Below are 23,774 nucleotides of genomic sequence, written 5' to 3' on the forward strand. Positions count from 1 at the left end.
TAATGCCCAATGAACGCCCAGCGCCCAGTTTGCGCGGCGCCCGCCCTCGAAACGCCCGCGCCCGCCGCCAGCCAGAGCTACCAGTTTTGTAATCTCGAACACACCGAATCGGCCAGCACCGCGCTCGCCGAAGAAGTAGCGTTGGCGATTGCCTATAACGACATCAGCCAGGCGGTGATGCTGGTGACGCCGACCGACCTTGAAGATTTTATTGTCGGCTTCAGCATCGGTAGCGGCATTATCGAAGACGTTAGCGACATTTATGACCTGAAAATCAGCGGATCGGGCTCGACCCAATACGCGCAGGTGCAGATTTCCAGCCGTGCGTTCTGGAACATGAAACAGCAGCGCCGGCAATTGGCGGGCACCAGCGGCTGTGGCCTGTGCGGCGTAGAAGCGGTGGAACAGGCGCTGCCCAACCTCAAGGTGCTGCCCGGCGCGCCCCTGCCGCCCGCCGAATGGCTGGAGGGCCTGCGCCAGCGCATCAGCGCGTTCCAGCCCTTGGGCCAATACAGCGGCGCGGTGCATGCGGCGGTGTTCATGAACAACCAGGGTGAATTGCTGCTGGGCCGCGAAGACATCGGCCGGCATAACGCCCTCGATAAGCTGATCGGCGCGCTGATCCGCCAAAAGATTCCGACCGACGGCGGCCTGGCGATTGTCACCAGTCGCTGCAGCCTCGAACTGATCCAGAAAGTATTGCGCGCAGGCATCCAGACCCTGGTCAGCCTGTCGTCGCCCACCGGCCTGGCCCTGCAATGGGCCCGCCGGCACAACCTCAATCTCATCCACCTGCCGCAGAAAAGTGCGCCGCGGGTCTATAGCCCTGCGATGGAGAATCAAGCGTGAGCACTCATCATCAAGCCGACGACAAACCCACCCCGCGCTACAAGCCCTACAAAGGCCCGGCGGGTGGCTGGGGCGCACTGATCAGCGTGGCGCAAGCCTGGCTGACCAGTGACAACGCGCTGAAAAATATCCGCATGATGCTCAAGACCAACCAGAACGGCGGCTTCGACTGCCCGGGCTGCGCCTGGGGCGACTCGCCGGAAAGCGGCATGGTCAAGTTCTGCGAGAACGGCGCCAAGGCGGTCAACTGGGAAGCCACCAAGCGCCGGGTCGACGCGGCATTCTTCGCCAAGCACAGCGTCAGCGCGCTGCTGGAGCAGAGCGACTATTGGCTTGAGTATCAGGGCCGCCTGACCGAGCCAATGAGCTACGACGCCGAAACCGACCGTTACAAGCCCATCAGTTGGGAGTCGGCGTTCGACCTGATCGGCAAGCACCTCAATGCACTGCCAAACCCGGACATGGCCGAATTCTATACCTCGGGCCGGGCCAGCAACGAGGCGGCTTATCTGTATCAACTGTTCGTGCGCTCCTACGGCACCAACAACTTCCCGGATTGCTCGAACATGTGCCACGAAGCCAGCGGCGTGGCCCTGGCGCAAAGCGTCGGCGTGGGCAAAGGCACCGTGACCTTCGATGACTTCGAACATGCGGACGCGATTTTTGTCTGGGGCCAGAACCCGGGCACCAACCACCCACGGATGCTCGAACCGCTGCGCGAAGCGGTAAAACGTGGCGCCCAGGTGGTGTGCATCAACCCGCTGAAAGAGCGTGGGCTGGAACGCTTCCAGCACCCGCAACACCCGCTGGAAATGCTCACCAACGGCGACAAGCCGACCAACACCGCCTACTTCCGCCCGGCACTGGGTGGCGACATGGCCATTCTGCGCGGCATGGCGAAATTCCTGCTGCTGTGGGAGCGCCAGGCCCAGGCCGAAGGCAAAGAGGCCGTGTTCGACCACGACTTCCTCAATGAACACACCGCCAACGTGCTGGATTACCTGGGCAAGATCGACGACACCTCCTGGGATGAAATCGTCGAACAGTCCGGCCTGACCCTGGTGGAGATCGAGCAAGCGGCGCGCATGTACGCCAAAGGCAAGAACGTGATCATGTGCTGGGCGATGGGCATCACCCAACATCGCCACTCGGTGCCGACCATCCAGGAAATCGCCAACCTGATGCTGCTGCGCGGCAACATCGGCCGCCCAGGCGCCGGCCTGTGCCCGGTGCGTGGCCACAGTAACGTGCAGGGCGACCGCACCATGGGCATCAACGAGCGGCCGCCGGTGGCGTTCCTTGATTCCCTGGAACGTCGCTTCCAGTTCCAGGTACCGCGAGACAACGGCCATAACGTGGTGGAAGCAATCCACGCCATGCTCGAAGGCCGCTCCAAAGTGTTTATCGGCCTGGGCGGCAACTTCGCCCAAGCCACGCCGGACAGCCCACGCACCTTTGAAGCGCTGCGCAATTGCGACCTGACCGTGCAGATCAGCACCAAGCTCAACCGCAGCCACCTGATGCACGGCAAAGACGCATTGATCCTGCCGTGCCTGGGCCGTACCGACATCGACATTCAGGCCGAAGGCCCGCAAGCGGTGACCGTGGAAGACTCGTTCAGCATGGTCCACGCCTCCAATGGGCAACTGCAGCCGCTGTCGAAACAGATGAAATCCGAGCCTGCGATTCTCGCTGGCATTGCCGCCGCCACCCTGGGCAGCAAGCCGGTGGACTGGAACTGGCTGGTGGCCGATTACGACCGCATTCGCGACCTGATCGCCGACACCATTCCGGGCTTCAAAGACTTCAACGAACGCCTGAAAAACCCGGGCGGTTTCTACCTGGGCAACTCCGCCGGCGCACGTCGCTGGAATACCCCGTCGGGCCGCGCCAACTTCCGCCCGAACATCCTGCCCAAGGACCTGGTGCACGAACGCACCCGCAACACCGGGCAACTGCCGGACCTGATCATGCAGTCGATGCGCTCCCACGATCAGTACAACACCACCATCTATGGCCTGGACGACCGCTACCGCGGGGTCAAGGGTCAGCGGGATGTGTTGTTCGTCAATGAAGCCGACATCATCCGCCTGGGCTTCAAGCCGGGGCAGAAGGCCGACATCGTGTCGATCTGGGATGACGGCCGTGAGCGTCGGGTGAAGGGCTTTACCTTGCTGGCCTTTGATATTCCGGCCGGGCAAGCTGCGGCGTATTACCCGGAAGTGAACCCGCTGGTGCCGCTGGAAAGCACCGGGGACGGCAGCCATACGCCAACGTCCAAATTCGTGGCGATTCGGTTGGAAGCAGCGAGTGCGACCGGCTTGATCATGGCGAAGTCGGCCTAAGCGACACCTCGCCACAGGCAGCACCCGAGTTTTTTACGGGCACAAAAAAGGCCGCTTTTGCATAAAAGCGGCCGTTCCGAAGTAACTAAAGACTCGCAAAAACGACTTAAGTTCCCGATAAAAAACAACAACTTATAGAATTGTATACAACCCATACCACTGGTCGGGTTTCGATTGTTTCCGCCTCGATACAACCTCAGGATCGCGCCGTCATCCTCTTGAGGTTCCTCTATGAAGTTCTCCTCGATTCTCTTGTTGTCCCTTGGCCTGGTCAGTGGCGCAGCCATGGCCGGTGGCACCACCGAAGCCGGTGTGGGCGGCGCATTGGGCGGGGTTTTAGGTTCGGTCGTAGGTCAGCAGTTGGGCGGTAACACCGGTTCGGCCATCGGTGCAGCCCTGGGCGGCGCCGGCGGCAGTGCGGTCGGCGCAGACAAGCGCAGCCGTGGCGAAGCGGCCATTGGCGGCGCATTGGGCGCGGCCGGCGGCAACGTGGTGGGCCGCAGTGTCGGCGGCAGCACCGGCAGCCTGATCGGCGCAGCAGCCGGCGGTGGCGCCGGTGGCGCGCTGGGCAACTACATGGGCAACAAGAGCGATGACGACGACCGTCGTTACCGCGGGCGCGACGACCGCCGTTATGACCGCGATGACCATCGCGGGCGCGGGCATGCTTATGGGCATCGCAAGAACAAGCATCACTATCGCCACCGCTAAGACTGGAAATACCTTCCGGAAAACGCAGCAAAATAGTGTGGGAGCTGGCTAGCCTGCGATGCAGTCGCCTCGGTGTATCAGCCAAATCGCGGCGATGCTATCGCAGGCAAGCCAGCTCCCACATAAGCGGCGTTAAGCCACCAAGCGCTGCAAGGCACCTCGCAGCGCTTCTGGAATCGACACCGGCTGGTTCGACGCCCGATCCACGAACACATGCACAAACCTCCCCGCAGCACAGGCGTCCTCTTCGCCAGCCTTGAACACCGCCAGCTCATACTGCACCGAACTGTTGCCCAACTTGCCCACCCGCAGGCCGATCTCGATGCGGTCCGGAAAGGCAATCGACGCGAAGTAATCGCACGCCGAACTCACCACAAAACCTACCACCTCGCCGTCATGAATATCCAATCCGCCCTCCTCGATCAGGTAGGTATTTACCGCCGTGTCGAAGAAGCTGTAGTAGGTGACGTTATTCACATGGCCATACACATCGTTGTCATGCCAGCGCGTGATGATCGGCTGGAAGTGACGGTAGTCGGCGCGCTGCGGCATTGAGTCAGACATGGGCAAGTCTCGGGTCAGTGAATTTACAGGTCGTTCAAATGAGCTTCAGCCCATTCCCGCACTTCGGCGTAGGGATATTCCTCAAGCGCAGCGAAGCCTGGAATGCTCTTCGCCTTGAGCTTGGTAAACAACGGCACGCTGATCCCGGCCAGGAACCGCGTCAAGCGCTCAGCGCCCGGCAAGTGGCCGTTGTACTCATGATGCCTGTGGATAAATTCACCGCACAGCGACTGGAAGTTTTTATCCACAAGCGGCGGCAAGCTCGGCGGCGCTGGCAAGTGTGCAACGTTACCGTGGCACACCGAACAATGCCCGCATTGCCGGGGCGCGTTTTCGTCGCCGAAATAGTGCGCCAGGCGGTAACCCAGGCACTCCTCTGTGGCGAACAGATCCAGCATGGCGTGAATCCGCGCCACCTCTGTCACCTCGTGCTGCTTGAAGCCTGTGTATAACTCCGTGCTCAGCGCGTGTGGATCGAAGTCGGTATTCAGCAGGCCGTAAACCTCGGTCATCTGCTTGCTTTCCATCTCGATCAGGCCCTGTTCCTGGAAGTAATCCAGAGCCTTTACCACCCGATTGCGCTCGGCCTGATGCTGCTGATAAAGCGCGTCGAAATCCACCGTCGCCCAGGTTTTTGCCCGTTTGCAGACCTGGATAATTGCCGCGACAAACTGCTGCCGCTCGCCGGAAAAACGTGCCAGCAGTGCTTCAGGCTCAATCAGGTACTTGAAGCGGTATTCGGCGTAAAACGCGTAGCGCGGCGCGATCACGCCCTTGAGCTCAAGCTGCACCAGCAAGGTCTTCAGCGGCAGCTCGCGGATGTTGCTGTGGTCCGAAAGAGAGCGGAGTAGAAACTCCCACTGCCCTTCAGCACGGGCCGCCTGTATCTCCTCAAGGACGCGGCGAATGCCTTCCTGCTCCGGCGTGTCGCCGTACACAAAGTTCTCCAGGATATTGAGGCTGTCACGGTTAGCCAAGACCAGACAATCTGACGGCTGCCCATCACGTCCGGCACGACCGATTTCCTGGCTGTAATTCTCGATGGATTTAGGCAGGTCGAAGTGCACCACGTTGCGAATGTCGCTTTTGTCGATGCCCATGCCAAAGGCAATCGTGGCGACAATGCAATTGGACTGGCCGCCCATGAATCGCCGCTGAATGCCCTCACGCTTATCGTTGGGCAACCCTGCGTGGTAAGCCTCGGCCTGGATACCGTTGCGATTCAAATGCTCGGCAATCTGTTCGGCGGTTTTCTGCAGGGTGACGTAGACGATACTCGGCTGATTGGCCCGCTCTTTCATCCAGGCCACCAGGCGTCGACGCTTGTCCTGGCCGGCGACGGGCTCAACGAGCAGGTTGAGATTGGCGCGGTAAAAGCCCGTGGTGATCACATCGTCCGGCGCAATGGCGAACTTGGCCTGCATGTCGGCGATCACCTTGGGCGTGGCCGTAGCGGTCAACAGCAGCGCCTGGGGGATGCGGAACTGGCGTTGGTAGTCCGGCAGCTTCAGGTAATCCGGGCGAAAGTTGTGGCCCCATTCGGAAATACAGTGAGCCTCGTCCACCACCAGCAGCGAGATCGGCACGCTTTGCAGGAAATTGCGAAAGCGCTCGTTCTTCAAGCGCTCCACGGAAACCATCAGGATCTTCAGCTCTCCCGAACGCGCCCGGGCCATGACGTCATTGGCGTCATCCCGGCTCTGGGCCGAATCGATGCTGCCAGCGGAAATACCGTGGCGTTGCAAGAAACCCAACTGGTCCTGCATCAACGCCAGCAACGGCGACACCACCAGCGTCAGATGCGGCAGCAACACAGCGGAAAGTTGATAGCACAGGGACTTGCCGGAACCGGTGGGGAAAATCGCCGCCGCCGAACGGCCGGCCAGCACGGCGCTGATCGCCGCCTCCTGGCCCAAACGAAACTGTGGATAACCAAAGACCTGTTGGAGGGTGTTGTGCATAAGCTGTCACTCCATTGACCGCTGAACGAGCCCAAAACATAGACCAGCGCATTCAGCGAATCGAGAAAGGTCGCAAGTTAAAAAGAGTCAGGATGATACACAGCCTGGGCAATGGAGTAGGCACCAGTAGGAAACGTTCCAACCTCGCGCAGGACGCATCTCGAAACCCATTGCGCTACAATCAAGCTTCGCACCGAGAGGACGCTGTCATGGCCGAACTGACGTTTGAGCAAAAGCAGGATCACTACAACAAGATCCGCCGATCCAACTACCTGGCCAGCCTGCGCCTGGAAGGGTTCGACACCCAGCCCGCCGACGTCGACAAGCCCCTGCCGGCCCGCGAAGCCGTCCTCGCCAAGTACCGCAACACTCCACGCTGATGCTCGACAAATACGGCGTGGGCCAGGACCCGTACTGCTACCCCGGTAGCAGCGTCCTGCGTAACCGCCTGGATTTGTTCGACGAAGAGCGCCTGCACCAGGCCGAGCGGGAACTGTCTGAAATTGCCGTAGGCAGCCTGCCACTGTTTCCCCCGCCCTACGACCTTGAACGCCTGCAACACATCCACCGCACCCTGTTCGGAGACATCTACGACTGGGCCGGCGAACTGCGTACGGTCAACATCCAGAAAGGCGACACCCTGTTCTGCACACCAGAGCGTATCCCGCCCGAAGCCGCAAAGATCATCCAGCACATGGCGCAGGCCAACTGGTTTGTCGGCGTTACCCAGGCCGAGTTGGTAACCCAGATCGCCGAGGCTTATGGCGACCTCAACGTGATACACCCGTTTCGCGAAGGGAACGGCCGGGCGCAGCGGATTCTGTTCGAGCAGATCATCGTGAATGCCGGGTTTTCAGTGAACTGGTGGCTGGTGAAGAACGCAGCGTGGATACCGGCGAACATCGATGCAGTGGCGTGTGATTACCGGGGGTTGGAGGCGATTTTTGAGCGGTGCATCAGCACCCCGCGCTAGCCCTGATCGTTAAAGCTGGTAACGATCTGTTTATTGCTCTCGCCCCGCACTCCCGCCAAGGTTCGCCCCGTCGTTGCAAATTCAGCGACCGGGTTTGGTCACTCGAAAACAGCACACATAAGTGCCATCACTTGTCTGGCGGACGTCTATCGTCTTCTCAGCGCAATGTTATGGCGGCTGTGTGTGGGACGTCCTCGGACGTGCCGGATTGCTGTTTCCGGTTGGCCAACCTGCGCACAGTCCGCCACCCATCGTTTGGCCACGGTGATGATGGTTACTTAACAGCAAACCGAGTACCTTCAAATGCAAACACCTGAAGCGATAAACCGCTACCTTCCACTTGGCACCAACTTCACCGATACCCACCCCCTGCTCATCGACACCGAAGCCGCCGCCGAAGATATCCAGTCCGCAGCCCACCAACGCATCCGCGCTGCAGCCGATCTGCTCGAAACCTTCTCCTGCCTGACCTTCGAACAGGCCGACCTCAAAGACATTTCCCACATCACCAACGCCTTGTACCTGCTCGTCCAAGACGGTTGCGACCTGCTGGAAGCCGCCCAAACCGGCATGATGCAACTCACCACCACCGACGCCGTAAAGCGAACGCCATCTGAGCAGTCGCAGAGCTAAAAATGTGGGAGCTGGCTTGCCCGCGATAGCAGAGTGTCAGACAACACTTCTACCACTGACACACCGCCATCGCGGGCAAGCCCGGCCTCCACTTTTGATTCAGTCGCCTGCGAAGTATCAATCCACTGCAAATCCAGGATAAGGCCGTAAGAAAACGCCGAGCGCCATGCCATATCCTTCCCAAACTGCTTGCCGCACCAGCCAATCCCTCTACAGAACTCACCGCAGCCTGACCGAAACTAGCGCTCCGTCATCTACTCGGCAAAAACCCCGTGAACCTCGAAAGGACTCAATACATCGGCCACTATGGCATCGCGTTCACCGTGATCCGATTTACCGTAACACCCCATAACAGACACAAACTCGCCACTCTGTGCCTGATTAGCGCGCAAGTCTCTGCTGACGCTCAAGCTAAAAGCGGAATCGGCCCTCAATGCTCTACGTCCTCAATGCACGTGTACTCAAATGAGTCATAGTCAGATGCTCTACTTACAAGCAGCGTGCTTTTTCGCCGCTTACCTGCTGCTGCACTACCAAATCACCGACGCCACAATCAGAACGCGATTTGCCCTCACCTTTCTAACGACGGGGCTAATCCTGACTTTCTGGCTACTCTACGTGGCCATCATTCTCAGCATTCAACTCCTCCCTATCGCCCTGTTCTTGATAGGCTTGGCACTGTTCATCACACGAAATAAATTTCGCCGGAAACGTAACCGCCCTCCTCACCCACTCCAGCGTGCCCCCACCATGAACCTGGCCCCCCACTTCCCCGAAGACCCCGCCATGCAGCAACTCCTGCAACTGCTGCACGACGAAATCGGCTTGCCCAAACACAAAACCATCCGCCTCGAAACCTCAATCAACTTCGACCTCGCCTGCAACGGCAGCGAAGCCAAACAACTCATGGAAACGCTGGAACAAGACTTCGCCGTCGACTTGAACGACTACGACGCTTATCGTTACTTCCAGCCTCCGGTCTTCGATGTGTTCCTGAAACGCCGAGCCAAAGGTCGCGGCGATAAAATCCCGCTGACCATCGGCATGCTCTACCTGGCTATCAAGACTCAGCGCTGGGACACCCAAACCCTGGAAAATCTCAGCTGAACTGTAGGAGCCGGGCTTGCCCGCGACGAGGCCGGCAGAGTCAATACACCTATAAGCCGATACACCGCAGCCCTCAAAAAAATAACAAGGACCTTACATGGACGTACTAATGGGCCTGCTGGCCGCCCTGCTCTGGGGCGGCACGGACTTCCTTGTGGGCCTCAATGCCCGAGCCGTCGGCGTAAAACGCGCGGTGTACTTCGGCCAGGCCTTGGGCTTCCTGATCATGACCCTGCTGCTGGTCATATTCCCGACCTTCCTCATCAAATCCCTCGCAGCGCCTTTGAGTGTGTGGCTCCTGGGCGCCGCAGCAGCCCTGCTGACCGTCTCAGGCGCCCTTGCGCTGTCCAAGGCCTTCTCGCTGGGCAAAGCGGCCATTGTCGCGCCGCTGGTGACGTCCTACGGTGTCGTGACTACTTTGCTGTCATGGGCCAGCGGCGAACACATCAGCCTGATCCAACTCGGCTGCATCGCCCTCTGCGTCATTGGCGTGATCCTGTCCAGCATTCACAAGGACAATGGCGTCCCTCACAACAGCTCCAGCCGCTCGATTGCCTACGCGATGCTCGCAGCGTTGCTCTACGGCACAAGCTTTTGGGTACAAGGCCGCTACACCCTGCCGACGCTTGGCCCGGTCACGATGCTTTGGCTTGGCTATCTGTTAGGCCTGTGCGTGCTGGTGTTGATGGTGCTCAACATCAAAGACGGCCTGAAAATCCCGCCGCTGAAAAACTGCGCAACGCTGACCGGCGCGAGCCTGATGAACCTTGGCGGGTTCTCGGCATTCTCCTGGGGCGCCATGGCCGGCTCGGTTTCCGTGGTGACGGTGATCAGTACCTTATCGGGCGGGATCGCGGCGATTCTGGGGTTTGTGTTTTTCAAGGAGCGACTGTCAGCGGTACAAGTAACCGGGGTCGTATTGGTACTGGTCGGCGCTGTGGTTTTGCACCTCGTCGACTGACCCTTCACCCACAAAAAAGCCGCCCACAAGGGGCGGCTTTTTCACAACGGCCGAATCTTACAACTTCGGACCCGCAGCCTTGATCGCATCGCTCACTTCAAACTTCTTGAAGTTCTCGATGAACAGGCCCGCCAGCGCTTTCGCGGCTTCGTCGTAAGCAGCCTTGTCAGCCCAGGTGTTACGTGGGTTCAACAGGCCAGTCTCGACGCCCGGTACTGCCAACGGCACGTCCAGGTTGATGGTGTCCAGGTGCTCGGTTTCGGCACCGATCAACGCGCCGCTCTGGATCGCTGCAATCACGCCACGGGTGGTCGGGATGTTGAAGCGCTTGCCAACGCCGTAGCCGCCGCCGGTCCAGCCGGTGTTGACCAGGTAGACCTTGGAGCCGAAGCCGCGCACGCGCTTGATCAGCAGTTCTGCGTATTCACCGGCCGGGCGCGGGAAGAATGGCGCGCCGAAGCAGGTGGAGAAGGTCGACTTGATGCCGCCGCCCGAGCCCATTTCGGTCGAGCCCACCAGTGCGGTGTAGCCGGACAGGAAGTGGTAGGCCGCTTGTTCTTCGCTGAGGATCGACACGGGCGGCAGTACGCCGGTCAGGTCGCAGGTCAGGAAGATCACAGCGTTTGGCTCGCCACCGAGGTTTTTCTCGGAACGCTTGGCCACGTGCTCCAGCGGGTAGGCGGCGCGGCTGTTCTGGGTCAGGCTGACGTTGGTGTAGTCGGCGTGCTTGGCATCGTCCATCACCACGTTTTCGAGCACGGTGCCGTGCTTGATGGCTTTCCAGATAACCGGCTCGTTCTTCTCGGACAGGTCGATGCACTTGGCATAGCAACCGCCTTCGATGTTGAACACCACGCCCTCGCCCCAACCGTGTTCGTCGTCACCGATCAGGTAACGGCTTTCGTCGGCGGACAGGGTGGTTTTGCCGGTGCCCGACAGGCCGAAGAACAGGGTCACGTCGCCAGCTTCGCCGATGTTGGCGGCGCAGTGCATTGGCAGTACGTCGGAAGCCGGCAGCAGGAAGTTCTGCACCGAGAACATGGCTTTTTTCATTTCACCGGCGTAACGCATGCCGGCGATCAGGACTTTTTTCTGGGCGAAATTGAGGATCACGCAACCGTCGGAGTTGGTGCCGTCACGCTCTGGCACGCATTCGAAGTTGGCCACGTTGAGCACTTGCCACTCTTCACGACCGGCCGGGTTGTACTGGGCAGGGTTGATGAACAGGCAACGACCGAACAGGTTCTGCCAGGCAGTCTGGGTGGTCATTTTCACGGCCAGGTAGTGGTCTTCTGCGGCCCCTACGTGAACGTGGGAAACGAAATGCTCTTGCGCGTTGTTGAATGCCTCGACGCGAGCCCATAGGGCATCGAACTTGTCGGCCGGGAACTTGCGGTTGATCGGGCCCCAGGCGATGGCAGCCTGGGTGGAAGGCTCTTCAACGATGAAGCGGTCGACTGGCGAACGGCCGGTACGATGACCGGTTTCTACGACCAGCGCTCCAGTATCGGCAAGCACGCCTTCACCGCGCTGCAGGGCTTCTTTGACCAGATCGTCAACACTCAGGTCAGTGTATACGGCGTTATTGGCTTGCGTCATGAGGTTCCCCGTCGGCCTATGGCCGAGTGCTCCAAACGTTTTGTAGTAGAAAGTTGCGCACTACTACCGCGAAAAAAGTGGGCCGGATTATGCCAGAAAAGCCCAAAAAGAGTAGGGCCCTCCGGTCAGAACGGCGGAAATCCGGCGTTTGTCAGGTGATTTACCTGTGCTTAAACGTTTTAGTGGCGGGTGCCTGAAGGGGTGTCTACGCCTGCGCCGGCGAATAATTGAGCAATATCGGCGGCGTCGAACAGGTAGCGCTGGTTGCAGAACTGGCAGTCGATCTCGATGTTGCCACCGTGTTCTACCACCAGGTCCTGCGCATCTTCCAGGCCCAGGCTGACGAGGGCAGTGGCCGAGCGCTCGCGGGAGCAGCTGCAATGGAAGCGCAGGGATTGCACGTCGAACAGGCGCACGGCCTCTTCGTGGTAAAGGCGGTGCAGGATGGTTTCGTTGTCCAGGCCCAACAGCTCTTCGGCTTTCAAGGTGCCGGCCAGGGCGGTGATGTGTGCCCAGCTGTCGGCGCGGTCTTCTTCATCCTTGATGCGGTCGGCCGGCAGTTGTTGCAGCAGCAGGCCACGGGCGCGATGGCCATCGGCGTTGAGCCAGAAGCGGGTGCCCACTTGCTGGGACATCACGAAATAGTTGGTGAAGCAGTCGGATAGGGTTTCGCCGTCGAGGTCGACGATGCCCTGGTAACGCTGGCCTACGGTCGGGTCGACGGTCAACGCCAGCACGCCGTCCGGCATCAGGTCGGCCAGGGTCGCGTCAGGGGCAATGCGGTCGGCGTCGTAACGGGCCAGGCCACGGATTTCGCGCTCGCTGGAGCACTCGATCATCAGCAGCGGGATCGGGCCTTCGGAGCGCGCTTGCAGGATCAGCAGGCCATCGAACTTCAGGGTGCCCACCAGCAGCGAGGCAGCCGCCATCAGCTCGCCGAGCAATTGCGCGACCGGCTCCGGATAGGGGTGCTTGGCAAGGACTTCGGCATAGCTGCGCTCCAGCGCGACCAGTTCGCCGCGGGCGTCGCTGTCGTCGAAGATGAAGCGTTGGGTGAAGTCGGTATCCGGTAGATCAGTCATAGGTCTGGGTATCTGAATTGATGACAAAAAGATGACAACGTTTATAGAATTACACGCTTTAGCACCATTTTGGTGCGGCCTTCTACGGGAAAACGAAGCGCTTTTAAAGCAAAGAGGAAACAGTTTATGAACAATCCGGGTTTGTTCCAAGCCAAGTGGAACCTCGGGCGATTGGCCCTGTGCAATTTACTCGCTCTGGGGCTGTTGTGTTTCTGGCTCTGGCCGGCGGGCCAAGCGCTGTGTGTGGTTTTCGACGAGTGGCTGTTTCATCTGCTCAACGACCCCTTGGCGAGCAGCCCGACGTGGCTGCATGTGTGGGCGGTGGCCAGTTTGCGGCCGTTTGACGCGGTGGTCGGGGTGATTCTGCTGACGCTGCTGATCCGCGGCGATTGGGTGTTCAAGGCGATCGAAGTACGCCAGGCGTTTTTCGGGTTCCTGGGTACTCTGCTGCTGTTGCTGTTTATCCGCATGCTGTTTTCCAAGCTGGCGGCGCAGATGGGCTGGCAACACCATAGCCCGTCGATGGTGATCAGCGGGGCGATCCAGATGAGTGACTATTTCCCCGGCCTTGAAAAAACCTGGGAACTGAAGGACCGCTCCAGCCAGAGTTTCCCGGGGGATCATGCGTCAGTGTTGTTGATCTGGGGGATGTTCATGACCGTGTTTGCCAAGCGAATCGGGCAGGTCCTGGTGATCTGGGGGCTGGCATTGCTGTTCATGATGCCGCGGCTGGTAGCCGGCGCGCATTGGGGGCAAGACGATTACATCGGGGGCGTGTTGCTGGCGCTGTTGGCGTTGGGTTGGGGTTACTACACGCCGTTTGCGGCGAGGGTTTCGGGGTTTCTGTTGCGGGTGACGAGCCCCGTGTTCGAGTGGTTTCAGCGGGTGCCGCTGGTTAATCGCTTGAGCGTCATTCGCAGCGCTTGACGGGATGTGGCAGGAGCCGGCCCGGCTCCTGCGGTTCGCCCGTTAATCATCATTGCCACTGCCGCGAAACTTGAACAGGTCACGTCGTTGTTTCTTGCTGGGCTTGCCATCGGTGGTCATGCCCAGGGAGCCCGCCTTGCGCATCGCCGCCGCGTTTTCGCGCTTGGCGATGCTGGCTTCGGTTTCGGTATACAACGCCTGCGCCTCGGGAGCGCCCCTGCGCACAATCGAGAGTGCCTGGACCACGACGGTTCGCTCATCAAAACCGGCACGAATCTGGAATTCGTCGCCAATGCGCGGCTCCTTGCCCGGCTTGCAACGCTCGCCGCGCCAATGCACCTTGCCACTTTCGATAGCCGCCTTGGCCAAGGCCCGCGTCTTGAAGAAGCGCGCCGCCCACAGCCACTTGTCCAAACGGACTTTTTCTTCCTCTTCCTGCTTCTGAGCCACTTGAATTCCTCGCTCTGAAAAATGTCGCAACTTTACCGTTGAAAGCCTTCAACGCATAAACCCTTGAGCTCACCTAAGATACGCCAGGTAGCATCCTGTTTTCGCGAGGTTAACGTGTGACCGACTTTCCCCTTTCACTCACCTCGCCCAAACAAGGCTGTGCGGGTTGCCAGCAAAGTGAACCGCTGGGCTTTGAGTTTGCCTTTGCGTATCAGCCTATCGTGGACCTGCGCGACCAGTCGGTCTTTGCCCATGAAGCCCTGGTGCGCGGCGTCAATGGCGAGGGCGCGCTGTCGGTGCTGGATCAGGTCAACGACAGCAATCGCTACCGTTTCGACCAGCAATGCCGCACCAAGGCGATCGCCACCGCCGCGACACTCAACATGCAGACGCACCTTTCAATCAACTTCATGCCCAATGCGGTCTATCGACCAGAGCTGTGCATCCGAAGCACCCTGGAGGCGGCCCGCGCGCATAATTTTCCGTTGGATCGCCTGATTTTCGAGACACTGGAAAGCGAGCACGTAGATAACTATCGCCATTTGACGAATATTCTGCGTGAATACCGCGAATTCGGCTTCAAGACCGCCATCGACGATTTCGGGGCGGGCTATTCGGGGCTGAATCTGCTGGCCGATTTCCAACCTGACTTGATCAAACTCGACATGGCGCTGATCCGCGATGTCGACCGTGATCGTGTCCGTCAGGTGATCGTCCGGGGGATTGTCACAATCTGTGAGCAGTTGGGCGTTACTGTCATCGCCGAAGGCATCGAAAGTGCTGGCGAACGAGACTTTCTCGCCGACTGTGGAATATTTCTGATGCAGGGCTACTGGTTCGCCAAGCCTGCATTCAAAGCCCTGGCCAAGGTATCACCCGACGCCTGGGCGAATTAATTGCTGGTTATTCATATTGAAGACATTTGACCATTTGACCGTTGTGGGTCTGCGTGAGTGGGTGGCACTTCCCGACCTGGGAGTGGCGGGCCTGCGCGCGAAGATCGACACCGGCGCCAGTACCTCAAGCCTGCATGCCACCGAGATCGAGCCGTTTGAGCGCGACGGTGAAAAGTGGGTGCGCTTCACCGCGCACCTGGGCAGCGTGGTGCAACTGCGTCACCGGCGCTGTGAAGCGCCGCTGGTGGCGATGAAAACCATTAAAAGCTCCAACGGCCAGGCCCAGGTGCGGTATGTGATCAGCACCACCCTGGCCCTGGGCGATCGGGTGTGGCGTGTGGAATTCACCCTCGCCTGCCGCAAAGCCATGCGTTACCGCCTGCTGCTGGGTTCCAAGGCTCTGATTGACGGCCAGTTGGTGGTCAACCCCGGCCTCAAATACGTTCAAGACAAGCCGGTGTTCCCGGTCTCTACTACCTCTGCCACAGGTGTTGCATGAAGATCGCTGTGCTGTCGCGTAACCCGCGTCTGTATTCCACCCGTCGGCTGGTTGAGGCCGGCACCGAACGTGGCCATGAGATGGTGGTGATCGATACGTTGCGCGCCTATATGAACATTGCCAGTCATAAGCCGCAGATCCACTACCGGGGCAAACCGCTGGAAGGCTTCGATGCGGTGATCCCGCGTATCGGCGCTTCGGTGACGTTCTATGGCTGCGCAGTGTTGCGCCAGTTTGAAATGATGGGCGTTTTCCCCCTGAATGAGTCGGTGGCCATTGCCCGTTCGCGGGACAAGCTGCGCTCGTTGCAACTGCTGTCGCGCCGGGGGATTGGTTTGCCGGTGACCGGCTTCGCCCACTCTCCGGACGACATTCCCGACCTGATCGAAATGGTCAACGGCGCACCGCTGGTGATCAAGGTGCTGGAAGGCACCCAGGGCATCGGCGTGGTGCTGTGTGAAACCGCGACAGCGGCCGAGTCGGTGATCGAGGCGTTCATGGGCCTCAAGCAGAACATCATGGTGCAGGAGTACATCAAGGAAGCCGGCGGTGCGGATATCCGCTGCTTCGTGGTGGGCGACAAGGTGATCGCCGCGATGAAGCGCCAGGCCAAGCCGGGAGAGTTTCGTTCCAACCTGCACCGTGGCGGTAGCGCCAGCCTGATCAAGATCACTCCGGAAGAACGCATGACGGCCCTGCGGGCAGCCAAGGTCATGGGGTTGAGTGTGGCGGGTGTGGATATCCTGCGTTCCAACCACGGGCCGCTGGTGATGGAGGTGAACTCGTCACCGGGCCTGGAAGGGATTGAGACCACCACCGGCAAGGATGTGGCGGGGATCATCATTCAGCATCTGGAGAAGAATGGTGGGCCGAATATGACGCGCACCAAAGGCAAGGGTTAAGCCCCCTGTAGGAGCTGGCTTGCCTGCGATACAGGCACCTCGGTTTTTCTGGCGAACCGTGGTGATGCCATCGCGGGCAAGCCCGGCTCCCACACAAGCCCGCTCCCACATATGCTTTTCGTTGCTGGCTAGACCGCGTCTCTAGGCAACATCAGCCCAAGCGGCAAACGCACTCGTGCCTCCAATCCGCCGTCCGGCCGGTTGCGTAACTCAACATTGCCGCCATGCATCGAAGCAATCCGCCGCACAATCGCCAGCCCCAGGCCGGTGCCCTTGCCACCCCGGGCACGGTCGCCACGGGTGAACGGGTTGAAGATGCCCTCCAGCTCCGCCGGATCGATACCGGCGCCACGGTCCATCACACTCAGCACCACGTAAGGCGCGCTGGTATCCCCGGAAACATACGCCGCCACTTCCACATCGGAACCGGCGTGATGCAGGGCGTTGCCAATCAGGTTGTTCAGCAACCGCTTCATCGATACCCGGCGCAACGCGAACGGCTGGATCGGCTCCAAACGCATGCGAACCTGCTCGCCGTTCTGGTTGTAGGGCGCCACCACCTCACGGACCAGGTCCGTCAGGTCGACCTCTTCCACCACCTCGTCCCGACCGTCACGGATAAACGCCAGGAACTGGTCGAGAATCGCGTCCATGTCTTCGATATCGCGAACCATGTCGTCGGTCAGGTCGGTGTGGTTGCCCATCAATTCCAGAGACAGCCGCAAGCGCGTCAGCGGCGTGCGCAGGTCATGGGACACCCCCGCCAGCATCAGCTCGCGCTCGCGCCCCGCCTGTTCGACATCCTCGGCCATCTGGTTGAAGGCGCTGTACACCTCGGTCATTTCACTCGGCGTGTCGCTGATGGGTAGCCGCACACTCCGGCCCTGACCCAGCTGACGTGCAGCAAATACGAGGCGTTTAAGTGGTTGGTTGAGCTGGCGCACGAAGATCCAGGCGGACGCCGTTGAAAGCAGACCAATCGCCAGGAACCAGCCCAGCACGTTCCAGATCTTCTGCCCCCGCAAGGGATGCGGATACAGCGGCACCTTCAGCCAGTCCTCGCCCAGGCTCGGCGCCCGCACCCACAGCGCTGGCGACACATGCATGCGCAGCCGCACCTCGGTGTCTTCACCCAGTTCGGCCTGCATCTGGCGCTGATAGATTTCGCTGTAGGGCCAATGTTGCTCACCCTCGGGCACGCCTGCGCCCGCCACCCGAACCAGGGTGGCGGCCTTGGCGATCTTCTCGCGGTTCTCGGGGTCTGCGGCCCAATAGGCGCGCAAGGTCAGGGCGACACCGTGGCTGTACTGCCGGTCCACCAGCACGTCTTCGTTCATCAACAGATAAACCAGTGTCAGGGCCTTGGAAAACAGTACGACGATGAGCACCAGCCAAAGGGTGCGTGAGAAGAAACTCTGCGGGAACCACAACGGGGTTTTCATAAAAGACAGCTAGACACCTGGCAGGAGCGAGCGAGGCTCGCAGAATTGCAAACGCCGGGCAACCGGCTGACTCTTATCGAATCATCACCGGCAGGCCCGCTTCTGCAAATCATTGGTCACTTGGTTGCAGTGCCATCCGGCACAAACACGTAACCCACGCCCCACACCGTCTGGATATAACGCGGCTTGGATGGATCAGGCTCGATCATCCGGCGCAGACGGGAAATCTGCACGTCGATGGAGCGCTCCAGGGCGTCCCACTCGCGGCCACGGGCCAGGTTCATCAGCTTGTCTCGGGTCAGCGGCTGGCGAGCGTTCATCACCAGTGCCTTGAGCACGGCGAATTCGCCGGTGGTCAGCATGTGCACTTCATCGCCACGCTTGAGCTCACGGGTGGCCAACGACAGCTCGTAGTCACCGAAGGTCACGCTTTCGTCTTCGCTGCCGGGTGCGCCCGGTACCGGGGCGGCCTGGCGACGCAGTACGGCCTTGACCCGCGCCATCAGCTCATCCGGGTTGAACGGCTTGGCCAGGTAATCGTCGGCACCCAGTTCCAGGCCCTTGATGCGGCTCAGCTCATCGCCCTTGGCGGTCAGCATGATGATCGGGATCTGATTGTTGGCGCCGCGCAGGCGTTTGCAGGCGGTCAGGCCGTCTTCGCCGGGCAGCATCAGGTCCAGCACCACCAGGTTGAAGACTTCACGTCCCAACAGGCGGTCCATCTGTTCGGTGTTTGGCACCGCGCGGGCACGATAGCCCTTGGAGTTGAAGAAGCGCTCCAGCAGGCTGCTCAGCCCCGGATCGTCATCAACGATGAGAATTTTTTCGCCTTCAGCAGTTTGTGCAGTGCTGCTCATTAGATGCTCCTCTTATCTCGGCGCGCATTATGGCGTAGCTGCCGTTATACGCACCGTGTGCATTGTTAGCAGATTTTTCCTCTACCGCCAGCGAACCCGCGCCTTACAACCTTGGCCGCAATCCCCCCAAGGGCGGATCGCTGGTTATAATGCGGCGCCTTTGTGCAGGGCAACGTCCGTTCGTTACCGTTTACTGCCAGAGGATTTTTTTCACCCGCTTGTAGTGATTTTTTCGATTTCGAGGGTCAATAGGCTGCCTCTTGACCCAGGCAGCGGCGCCAGTCGGGCCGCTCAACCAGCCTCGCACGCCTTGTTTTCCGGGCCTGCGAGCCTGCTTTCAGAATTTCAGGTGGTTTTATGGACAGCATCAACAGCCGCATCGCCGAGGAACTCGGTGTACGCCCACAACAGGTCGAAGCGGCCGTCGCTCTACTGGATGAAGGCTCCACGGTGCCCTTCATCGCCCGTTACCGTAAAGAAGTCACCGGCAGCCTCGATGATATCCAGTTGCGGCATCTGGAAGAGCGCCTGCGCTACCTGCGAGAACTCGACGAACGGCGCATCAGCATCCTCGCCAGCATCGAAGAGCAAGGCAAGCTGACCCCGCAACTGGAACGCGACATCAAGCTCGCCGACACCAAGACCCGCCTCGAAGACTTGTACCTGCCGTACAAGCAGAAGCGCCGCACCAAGGGCCAGATCGCCCTGGAAGCCGGCCTCGGCGAGCTGGCCGACGGCCTGTTCAACGACCCGTCCCTGGCTCCGGAAAGCGAAGCCGCGCGCTTTGTCGATGCCGAAAAAGGCGTCGCCGATGTCAAGGCAGCCCTCGAAGGCGCCAAGTACATCCTCATGGAGCGCTTCGCCGAAGACGCCAACCTGCTGGAAAAACTGCGCAACTACCTGAAACAGGAAGCCACCCTCAGTGCCCGCGTGATCGCCGGCAAGGAAGAGGAAGGCGCCAAGTTCCGCGATTACTTCGAACACGACGAGCCGCTGAAAAGCATGCCGTCCCACCGCGCACTCGCGATTTTCCGCGGTCGCAACGAAGGCATCCTGAGCTCCGCGCTGAAAGTCGGCGACGAGCTGCCGGGCACCATGCACCCGTGCGAAGGCATGATCGGTCAACAATTCGGCATCCAGAATCAGAATCGTCCTGCGGACAAGTGGCTCAGTGAAGTCGTGCGCTGGACCTGGAAGGTCAAGCTCTACACGCACTTGGAAACCGACCTGCTGGGCGAACTGCGCGACGGCGCCGAAACCGAAGCCATCAGCGTATTCGCCCACAACCTGCATGACCTGCTGCTGGCCGCACCCGCCGGCCCGCGCGCAACCCTGGGCCTCGACCCGGGCCTGCGTACCGGTTGCAAGGTTGCCGTGGTCGACGCCACCGGCAAGCTGCTCGACCACGCCACGGTTTACCCCCACGTGCCGCACAACAAGTGGGACCAGACCATCGCGATCCTGGCCGCCCTGTGCGCCAAGCACTCGGTGGACCTGATCGCCATCGGCAACGGCACCGCCAGCCGTGAAACCGACAAGCTGGCCGCCGAGCTGATCAAAAAATACCCAGGCATGCAGATGACCAAAGTGATGGTCTCCGAGGCCGGCGCTTCGGTGTACTCCGCGTCCGAGCTGGCCTCCAAGGAATTCCCGGACCTCGACGTGTCGATCCGTGGCGCTGTGTCCATTGCTCGCCGCCTGCAGGATCCATTGGCCGAACTGGTGAAGATCGATCCGAAATCCATCGGCGTCGGCCAGTACCAGCACGACGTGTCGCAGCTGAAACTGGCGCGTGGCCTGGACGCGGTGGTTGAGGACTGCGTGAACGCCGTCGGCGTGGACGTGAACACCGCCTCCGTTGCGCTGCTGGCGCGTATCTCCGGGCTCAACGCCACCCTGGCGCAGAACATCGTGACGCACCGCGACGAAAACGGCGCGTTCAAGACCCGCGCAGCGCTGAAAAAAGTCGCACGTCTTGGCGAAAAAACCTTCGAACAGGCCGCCGGTTTCCTGCGCGTCATGAATGGCGACAACCCGCTGGACTCCTCGGCCGTCCACCCGGAAGCCTACCCGCTGGTACAACGCATTGCCGCTGAAACCGACCGCGACATCCGCTCGCTGATCGGCGACGCCGCGTTCCTCAAGCGCCTGGACCCGAAAAAGTACACCGACGAAACCTTCGGCGTGCCAACCATCACTGACATCCTGCAAGAGCTGGAGAAACCTGGCCGCGACCCGCGTCCCGAGTTCAAGACCGCCGAGTTCCAGGAAGGCGTCGAAGACCTCAAGGACCTGCAACTGGGGATGATCCTCGAGGGCGTGGTCACCAACGTGACCAACTTCGGCGCGTTTGTGGATATCGGCGTGCATCAGGACGGTTTGGTCCACATCTCTGCACTTTCGGAGAAGTTCATCAAGGACCCTCGCGAAGCGGTAAAAGCCGGGGACGTGGTCAAGGTGAAAGTCATGGAAGTCGACATCCCGCGCAAACGCGTCGGCCTGTCGATGCGCATGAGCGACACCCCCGGCGAGAAAATCGACGGTGCCCGCGGCGCACGCCCAGGCTCGGCGCCACGCCAGTCCCAAGGCAGCGCACCCCGCAAGGAAACCACTGCGCCAGCCCCGGCCAATAACGCCATGGCTTCGCTGTTCGCCAACGCCAAACAACTGAAGAAACGTTAATGGAACTGCCAGCCGGCTTGACCCACAGTGCTTTCAGCGAACTCATTGGCTGCCGCCTGCAACGCCTGGAAACCGGCGTTGCCGAGGTGGCCATGACCCTGGAACCGCAACTGCGCAACCGCGCTGGCAAGCTCCATGGCGGGGCGATCTTCAGCCTGGTGGACATTGCCATGGGGCTGGCGTGTTCCAGCTCCCATGGTTTCGACCAGCAGAGCGCGACCATCGAATGCAAAATCAACTACATCCGCGCCGTTTCCGACGGTGATGTGCTGTGCGCCGCCCGGGTCATCCACCCGGGCCGGCGCACGCTGGTGGTCGAGGCTGACGTGTACCAGGACGAAAAACTGGTCGCAAAAGCACAAGGCACCTTCGCTGTCCTATAGCTCCCTGTCATCGATTTGAGTTAATTTCGGCGCTGCGAAAGTTGCGCCGAACTTTTCTTCGTGCGCGATAGCCAGATTCAAGGATGAAGCGGCACTTTCCGAGTGGGTCAATCCGGCTCGAAAACCAGGCGATAACGCCAGTTTCCACTTCACCCTTGTAGACCGTCCTGCCCACCCCCATATTGGGGCGACTGACGCGTGAAGGAATCCAACTTGAGCGAACTTCTCAACCGCCGCCTGGCATTGCTAGGCAAGCACGAACACCTCTCTTTGCTCGAGCAGTGCCTGCACGGCATCGAGCGCGAATGCCTGCGCGTCACCGGTGAGGGTCGGCTGGCACAAACGCCGCATCCCGAGGCCCTGGGCGCTGCACTGACCCACGAACAGATCACCACCGACTATTCCGAGTCGCTGCTGGAATTCATCACGCCGGCCCTGCCCAACCCGGCCGACACCCTGAGCAGCCTCGACAAGATCCACCGCTTTGCCTACAGCAAGCTCGGCAACGAGTACCTGTGGAGTCCATCGATGCCGTGCCCGTTGCCGGCCGAGGAAGATATTCCGATTGCCTACTACGGCACCTCCAATATCGGACAGCTCAAGTACGTGTATCGCAAGGGCCTGGCCCTGCGTTACGGCAAGACCATGCAGTGCATCGCCGGGATCCACTACAACTTTTCCCTGCCGGAAGACCTCTGGCCGCTGCTCAAGGAAGCCGAAGGCTTTGTGGGCACCGACCGGGACTACCAGTCCACGGCCTATATCGCGCTGATCCGTAACTTCCGCCGCTACAGCTGGCTGCTGATGTACCTGTTCGGCGCCTCGCCGGCCCTGGACGCCGGCTTCCTGCGCGGTCGCTCGCACCAGCTCGAAGTGCTGGATGCCGACACCCTGTACCTGCCGTACGCCACCAGCCTGCGCATGAGCGACCTGGGTTACCAGAGCAACGCCCAGGCCGGCCTGACGCCGTGCTACAACGACCTGGCGAGCTACACCGACAGCCTGCGCGAAGCGGTGGCAACGCCCTACGCTCCGTACGTCGAAGTCGGCACCCATAAGGACGGTGAGTGGGTACAGCTCAACACCAACATCCTGCAGATTGAAAACGAGTACTACTCCAACATCCGCCCCAAGCGCGTGACCTACACCGGCGAACGGCCGATCCAGGCGCTGATGGCCCGTGGCATTCAGTACATCGAAGTGCGCTGCCTGGACATCAACCCGTTCCTGCCAATGGGCATCGACTTGCAGGAATCGCGCTTCCTCGACGCGTTCCTGCTGTATTGCGCACTCAACGACAGCCCGCTGTTTGCCGACAACGAGTGCGGCAACGCCACCTCCAACTTCCTCAGTGTGGTCAAGGAAGGTCGCCGTCCGGGCCTGCAATTGCGGCGCCGTGGCGAATCCGTGGACATGAAGGAATGGGCCGCCGAGTTGCTGGAGCAGATTGCTCCGTTGGCAGCCTTGCTGGACCAGAGCCAGGGCATCAATGAACACAGCCAGGCGCTGGACGCCCAGTTGGCGAAGGTCAAGGATTCGTCCCTGACTCCGTCGGCCCAGGTGTTGGCGGCCATGAGCGAGCGTAAAGAGAGCTTTGCGCAGTTCTCGCTGCATCAGAGCCAGGCGCATGCGGAGCACTTCCGCAGCGAGCCGTTGAAGGCTGAGGAACAGGCACGCTTCGAGGAACTTGCGCGTAATTCGCTGGCGCAGCAGGCGGAGCTGGAGCAGAACGAAGTGGGCGACTTTGACGTGTTTGTCGGCTCGTACCAGGCGAGTATCCTCGCTATCAGCAACTGACACGCCCCTGTAGGAGCCGGCTTGCCGGCGATGGCGACCTCAAGAACGCCATCGCCGGCAAGCCGGCTCCTACACTGTTTATGCATCGACGCAGCGACCGCGTTTCCCCTCATAAGCTAATTCGAAAATGTTATTTATTTTCGGATTCTTAGAT

General features: G+C 60.3%; 22 protein-coding genes. 15 read left to right on the plus strand and 7 right to left on the minus strand.

Annotated elements, in window-relative coordinates; genetic code table 11:
- Positions 1-9 precede the first annotated feature (9 nt).
- The 3 genes from fdhD (at position 10) to HKK54_RS09190 (ending at position 3,905) form a co-directional block, all read left to right on the plus strand.
- Entirely contained in the window at positions 10-849 is an 840-nt protein-coding gene (fdhD, locus tag HKK54_RS09180) for a formate dehydrogenase accessory sulfurtransferase FdhD (protein ID WP_169386629.1), read from the plus strand.
- The gene (locus HKK54_RS09185) at positions 846-3,194 is read left to right on the plus strand and encodes an FdhF/YdeP family oxidoreductase (RefSeq protein ID WP_010168960.1); all 2,349 of its coding nucleotides are present in this window, start codon (positions 846-848) and stop codon (positions 3,192-3,194) included. Before fdhD ends, HKK54_RS09185 begins: the two co-directional genes overlap by 4 nt.
- A 231-nt stretch (positions 3,195-3,425) precedes the next feature.
- The gene (locus tag HKK54_RS09190; RefSeq protein WP_010168957.1) at positions 3,426-3,905 is read left to right on the plus strand and encodes a glycine zipper domain-containing protein; all 480 of its coding nucleotides are present in this window, start codon (positions 3,426-3,428) and stop codon (positions 3,903-3,905) included.
- A gap of 132 nt (positions 3,906-4,037) precedes the next feature.
- Here HKK54_RS09190 and HKK54_RS09195 read toward each other — a convergent pair whose 3' ends face one another.
- Both HKK54_RS09195 and HKK54_RS09200 read right to left on the minus strand, forming a co-directional pair.
- Positions 4,038-4,469, minus strand: a complete 432-nt coding sequence (locus HKK54_RS09195) for an acyl-CoA thioesterase (protein ID WP_029615809.1) — start codon at positions 4,467-4,469, stop codon at positions 4,038-4,040.
- Positions 4,470-4,492: 23 nt separating this feature from the next.
- Positions 4,493-6,430: a RecQ family ATP-dependent DNA helicase gene (locus tag HKK54_RS09200; protein ID WP_169386630.1), complete on the minus strand. Its 1,938-nt coding sequence runs from the start codon at positions 6,428-6,430 to the stop codon at positions 4,493-4,495.
- 209 nt (positions 6,431-6,639) lie between these two features.
- On the opposite strand from HKK54_RS09200, the gene HKK54_RS09205 reads away from it, so the two are divergent.
- The 5 genes from HKK54_RS09205 to HKK54_RS09225 all read left to right on the plus strand — a co-directional run bounded on the left by HKK54_RS09205 (position 6,640) and on the right by HKK54_RS09225 (position 10,104).
- Positions 6,640-6,810, plus strand: coding sequence for a YhfG family protein (locus HKK54_RS09205; protein WP_169386631.1), 171 nt, complete (start codon positions 6,640-6,642; stop codon positions 6,808-6,810).
- A complete protein-coding gene (locus HKK54_RS09210) occupies positions 6,810-7,403 on the plus strand; it encodes a putative adenosine monophosphate-protein transferase Fic (protein ID WP_010168949.1) in 594 nt (197 codons plus the stop codon). Before HKK54_RS09205 ends, HKK54_RS09210 begins: the two co-directional genes overlap by 1 nt.
- A gap of 303 nt (positions 7,404-7,706) precedes the next feature.
- Positions 7,707-8,036 (plus strand): hypothetical protein, encoded by a 330-nt coding sequence (locus HKK54_RS09215; protein ID WP_088424383.1) that lies wholly within the window; start codon positions 7,707-7,709, stop codon positions 8,034-8,036.
- A gap of 750 nt (positions 8,037-8,786) precedes the next feature.
- Positions 8,787-9,143 (plus strand): DUF1493 family protein, encoded by a 357-nt coding sequence (locus tag HKK54_RS09220; protein ID WP_169386632.1) that lies wholly within the window; start codon positions 8,787-8,789, stop codon positions 9,141-9,143.
- Positions 9,144-9,252: 109 nt separating this feature from the next.
- Positions 9,253-10,104, plus strand: coding sequence for a DMT family transporter (locus HKK54_RS09225; RefSeq protein WP_169389264.1), 852 nt, complete (start codon positions 9,253-9,255; stop codon positions 10,102-10,104).
- A 57-nt stretch (positions 10,105-10,161) separates the two neighbouring features.
- Here the strand turns inward: HKK54_RS09225 and HKK54_RS09230 are convergent, their stop codons facing one another.
- Both HKK54_RS09230 and hslO read right to left on the minus strand, forming a co-directional pair.
- Positions 10,162-11,703, minus strand: a complete 1,542-nt coding sequence (locus tag HKK54_RS09230; RefSeq protein ID WP_169386633.1) for a phosphoenolpyruvate carboxykinase — start codon at positions 11,701-11,703, stop codon at positions 10,162-10,164.
- 179 nt (positions 11,704-11,882) lie between these two features.
- Positions 11,883-12,785: an Hsp33 family molecular chaperone HslO gene (hslO, locus tag HKK54_RS09235; protein ID WP_010168945.1), complete on the minus strand. Its 903-nt coding sequence runs from the start codon at positions 12,783-12,785 to the stop codon at positions 11,883-11,885.
- A gap of 126 nt (positions 12,786-12,911) precedes the next feature.
- Here hslO and HKK54_RS09240 point away from each other — a divergent pair, with 126 nt between their 5' ends.
- Positions 12,912-13,712, plus strand: a complete 801-nt coding sequence (locus tag HKK54_RS09240; protein WP_010168944.1) for a phosphatase PAP2 family protein — start codon at positions 12,912-12,914, stop codon at positions 13,710-13,712.
- A 42-nt stretch (positions 13,713-13,754) separates the two neighbouring features.
- On the opposite strand, the gene HKK54_RS09245 is transcribed toward HKK54_RS09240, so the two are convergent.
- On the minus strand, positions 13,755-14,162 hold the full coding sequence (locus tag HKK54_RS09245) for an RNA-binding S4 domain-containing protein (protein WP_003213184.1): 408 nt from the start codon (positions 14,160-14,162) through the stop codon (positions 13,755-13,757).
- A 116-nt stretch (positions 14,163-14,278) separates the two neighbouring features.
- Here HKK54_RS09245 and rimA point away from each other — a divergent pair, with 116 nt between their 5' ends.
- The 3 genes from rimA to rimK are packed head-to-tail and all read left to right on the plus strand — an operon-like array spanning position 14,279 to position 16,459.
- Positions 14,279-15,058 (plus strand): S6 modification regulatory phosphodiesterase RimA, encoded by a 780-nt coding sequence (gene rimA / locus HKK54_RS09250; RefSeq protein ID WP_010168940.1) that lies wholly within the window; start codon positions 14,279-14,281, stop codon positions 15,056-15,058.
- A gap of 16 nt (positions 15,059-15,074) precedes the next feature.
- Positions 15,075-15,557: a retropepsin-like aspartic endopeptidase RimB gene (gene rimB / locus HKK54_RS09255; protein WP_010168938.1), complete on the plus strand. Its 483-nt coding sequence runs from the start codon at positions 15,075-15,077 to the stop codon at positions 15,555-15,557.
- Positions 15,554-16,459 carry a 30S ribosomal protein S6--L-glutamate ligase gene (gene rimK / locus HKK54_RS09260; protein ID WP_003187674.1) on the plus strand — a complete coding sequence of 302 codons (906 nt, stop codon included), beginning with the start codon at positions 15,554-15,556 and terminating at the stop codon, positions 16,457-16,459. The genes rimB and rimK overlap by 4 nt, the downstream gene beginning before the upstream one ends.
- Before the next feature lie 128 nt (positions 16,460-16,587).
- Here the strand turns inward: rimK and HKK54_RS09265 are convergent, their stop codons facing one another.
- Positions 16,588-17,901 carry an ATP-binding protein gene (locus HKK54_RS09265; RefSeq protein ID WP_003213176.1) on the minus strand — a complete coding sequence of 438 codons (1,314 nt, stop codon included), beginning with the start codon at positions 17,899-17,901 and terminating at the stop codon, positions 16,588-16,590.
- A gap of 116 nt (positions 17,902-18,017) precedes the next feature.
- On the minus strand, positions 18,018-18,758 hold the full coding sequence (ompR, locus tag HKK54_RS09270; protein WP_003213175.1) for an osmolarity response regulator transcription factor OmpR: 741 nt from the start codon (positions 18,756-18,758) through the stop codon (positions 18,018-18,020).
- A gap of 357 nt (positions 18,759-19,115) precedes the next feature.
- Between ompR and HKK54_RS09275 the strand changes: the two genes are divergently transcribed.
- The 3 genes from HKK54_RS09275 (at position 19,116) to gshA (ending at position 23,620) form a co-directional block, all read left to right on the plus strand.
- Entirely contained in the window at positions 19,116-21,440 is a 2,325-nt protein-coding gene (locus tag HKK54_RS09275; protein WP_010168933.1) for a Tex family protein, read from the plus strand.
- Complete coding sequence (locus HKK54_RS09280) at positions 21,440-21,823, plus strand: PaaI family thioesterase (protein ID WP_169386634.1); 384 nt, start codon at positions 21,440-21,442, stop codon at positions 21,821-21,823. Before HKK54_RS09275 ends, HKK54_RS09280 begins: the two co-directional genes overlap by 1 nt.
- Positions 21,824-22,036: 213 nt before the next feature.
- The gene (gshA, locus tag HKK54_RS09285; RefSeq protein ID WP_169386635.1) at positions 22,037-23,620 is read left to right on the plus strand and encodes a glutamate--cysteine ligase; all 1,584 of its coding nucleotides are present in this window, start codon (positions 22,037-22,039) and stop codon (positions 23,618-23,620) included.
- The last annotated feature ends 154 nt before the right edge of the window (positions 23,621-23,774 follow it).

The organism is Pseudomonas sp. ADAK13 (assembly GCF_012935715.1).
Lineage (GTDB): Bacteria > Pseudomonadota > Gammaproteobacteria > Pseudomonadales > Pseudomonadaceae > Aquipseudomonas.

Coding starts and splice junctions, on each gene's coding strand:
- HKK54_RS09280 (WP_169386634.1), top strand. CDS start 21,440: ATGGAACTGCCAGCCGGCTTGACCCACAGTGCTTTCAGCGAACTCATT.
- HKK54_RS09225 (WP_169389264.1), top strand. CDS start 9,253: ATGGGCCTGCTGGCCGCCCTGCTCTGGGGCGGCACGGACTTCCTTGTG.
- HKK54_RS09240 (WP_010168944.1), top strand. CDS start 12,912: ATGAACAATCCGGGTTTGTTCCAAGCCAAGTGGAACCTCGGGCGATTG.
- HKK54_RS09190 (WP_010168957.1), top strand. CDS start 3,426: ATGAAGTTCTCCTCGATTCTCTTGTTGTCCCTTGGCCTGGTCAGTGGC.
- HKK54_RS09230 (WP_169386633.1), bottom strand. CDS start 11,703: ATGACGCAAGCCAATAACGCCGTATACACTGACCTGAGTGTTGACGAT.
- HKK54_RS09210 (WP_010168949.1), top strand. CDS start 6,810: ATGCTCGACAAATACGGCGTGGGCCAGGACCCGTACTGCTACCCCGGT.
- HKK54_RS09215 (WP_088424383.1), top strand. CDS start 7,707: ATGCAAACACCTGAAGCGATAAACCGCTACCTTCCACTTGGCACCAAC.
- ompR (WP_003213175.1), bottom strand. CDS start 18,758: ATGAGCAGCACTGCACAAACTGCTGAAGGCGAAAAAATTCTCATCGTT.
- HKK54_RS09275 (WP_010168933.1), top strand. CDS start 19,116: ATGGACAGCATCAACAGCCGCATCGCCGAGGAACTCGGTGTACGCCCA.
- fdhD (WP_169386629.1), top strand. CDS start 10: ATGAACGCCCAGCGCCCAGTTTGCGCGGCGCCCGCCCTCGAAACGCCC.
- HKK54_RS09205 (WP_169386631.1), top strand. CDS start 6,640: ATGGCCGAACTGACGTTTGAGCAAAAGCAGGATCACTACAACAAGATC.
- HKK54_RS09200 (WP_169386630.1), bottom strand. CDS start 6,430: ATGCACAACACCCTCCAACAGGTCTTTGGTTATCCACAGTTTCGTTTG.
- HKK54_RS09195 (WP_029615809.1), bottom strand. CDS start 4,469: ATGTCTGACTCAATGCCGCAGCGCGCCGACTACCGTCACTTCCAGCCG.
- hslO (WP_010168945.1), bottom strand. CDS start 12,785: ATGACTGATCTACCGGATACCGACTTCACCCAACGCTTCATCTTCGAC.
- rimK (WP_003187674.1), top strand. CDS start 15,554: ATGAAGATCGCTGTGCTGTCGCGTAACCCGCGTCTGTATTCCACCCGT.
- HKK54_RS09220 (WP_169386632.1), top strand. CDS start 8,787: ATGAACCTGGCCCCCCACTTCCCCGAAGACCCCGCCATGCAGCAACTC.
- HKK54_RS09265 (WP_003213176.1), bottom strand. CDS start 17,901: ATGAAAACCCCGTTGTGGTTCCCGCAGAGTTTCTTCTCACGCACCCTT.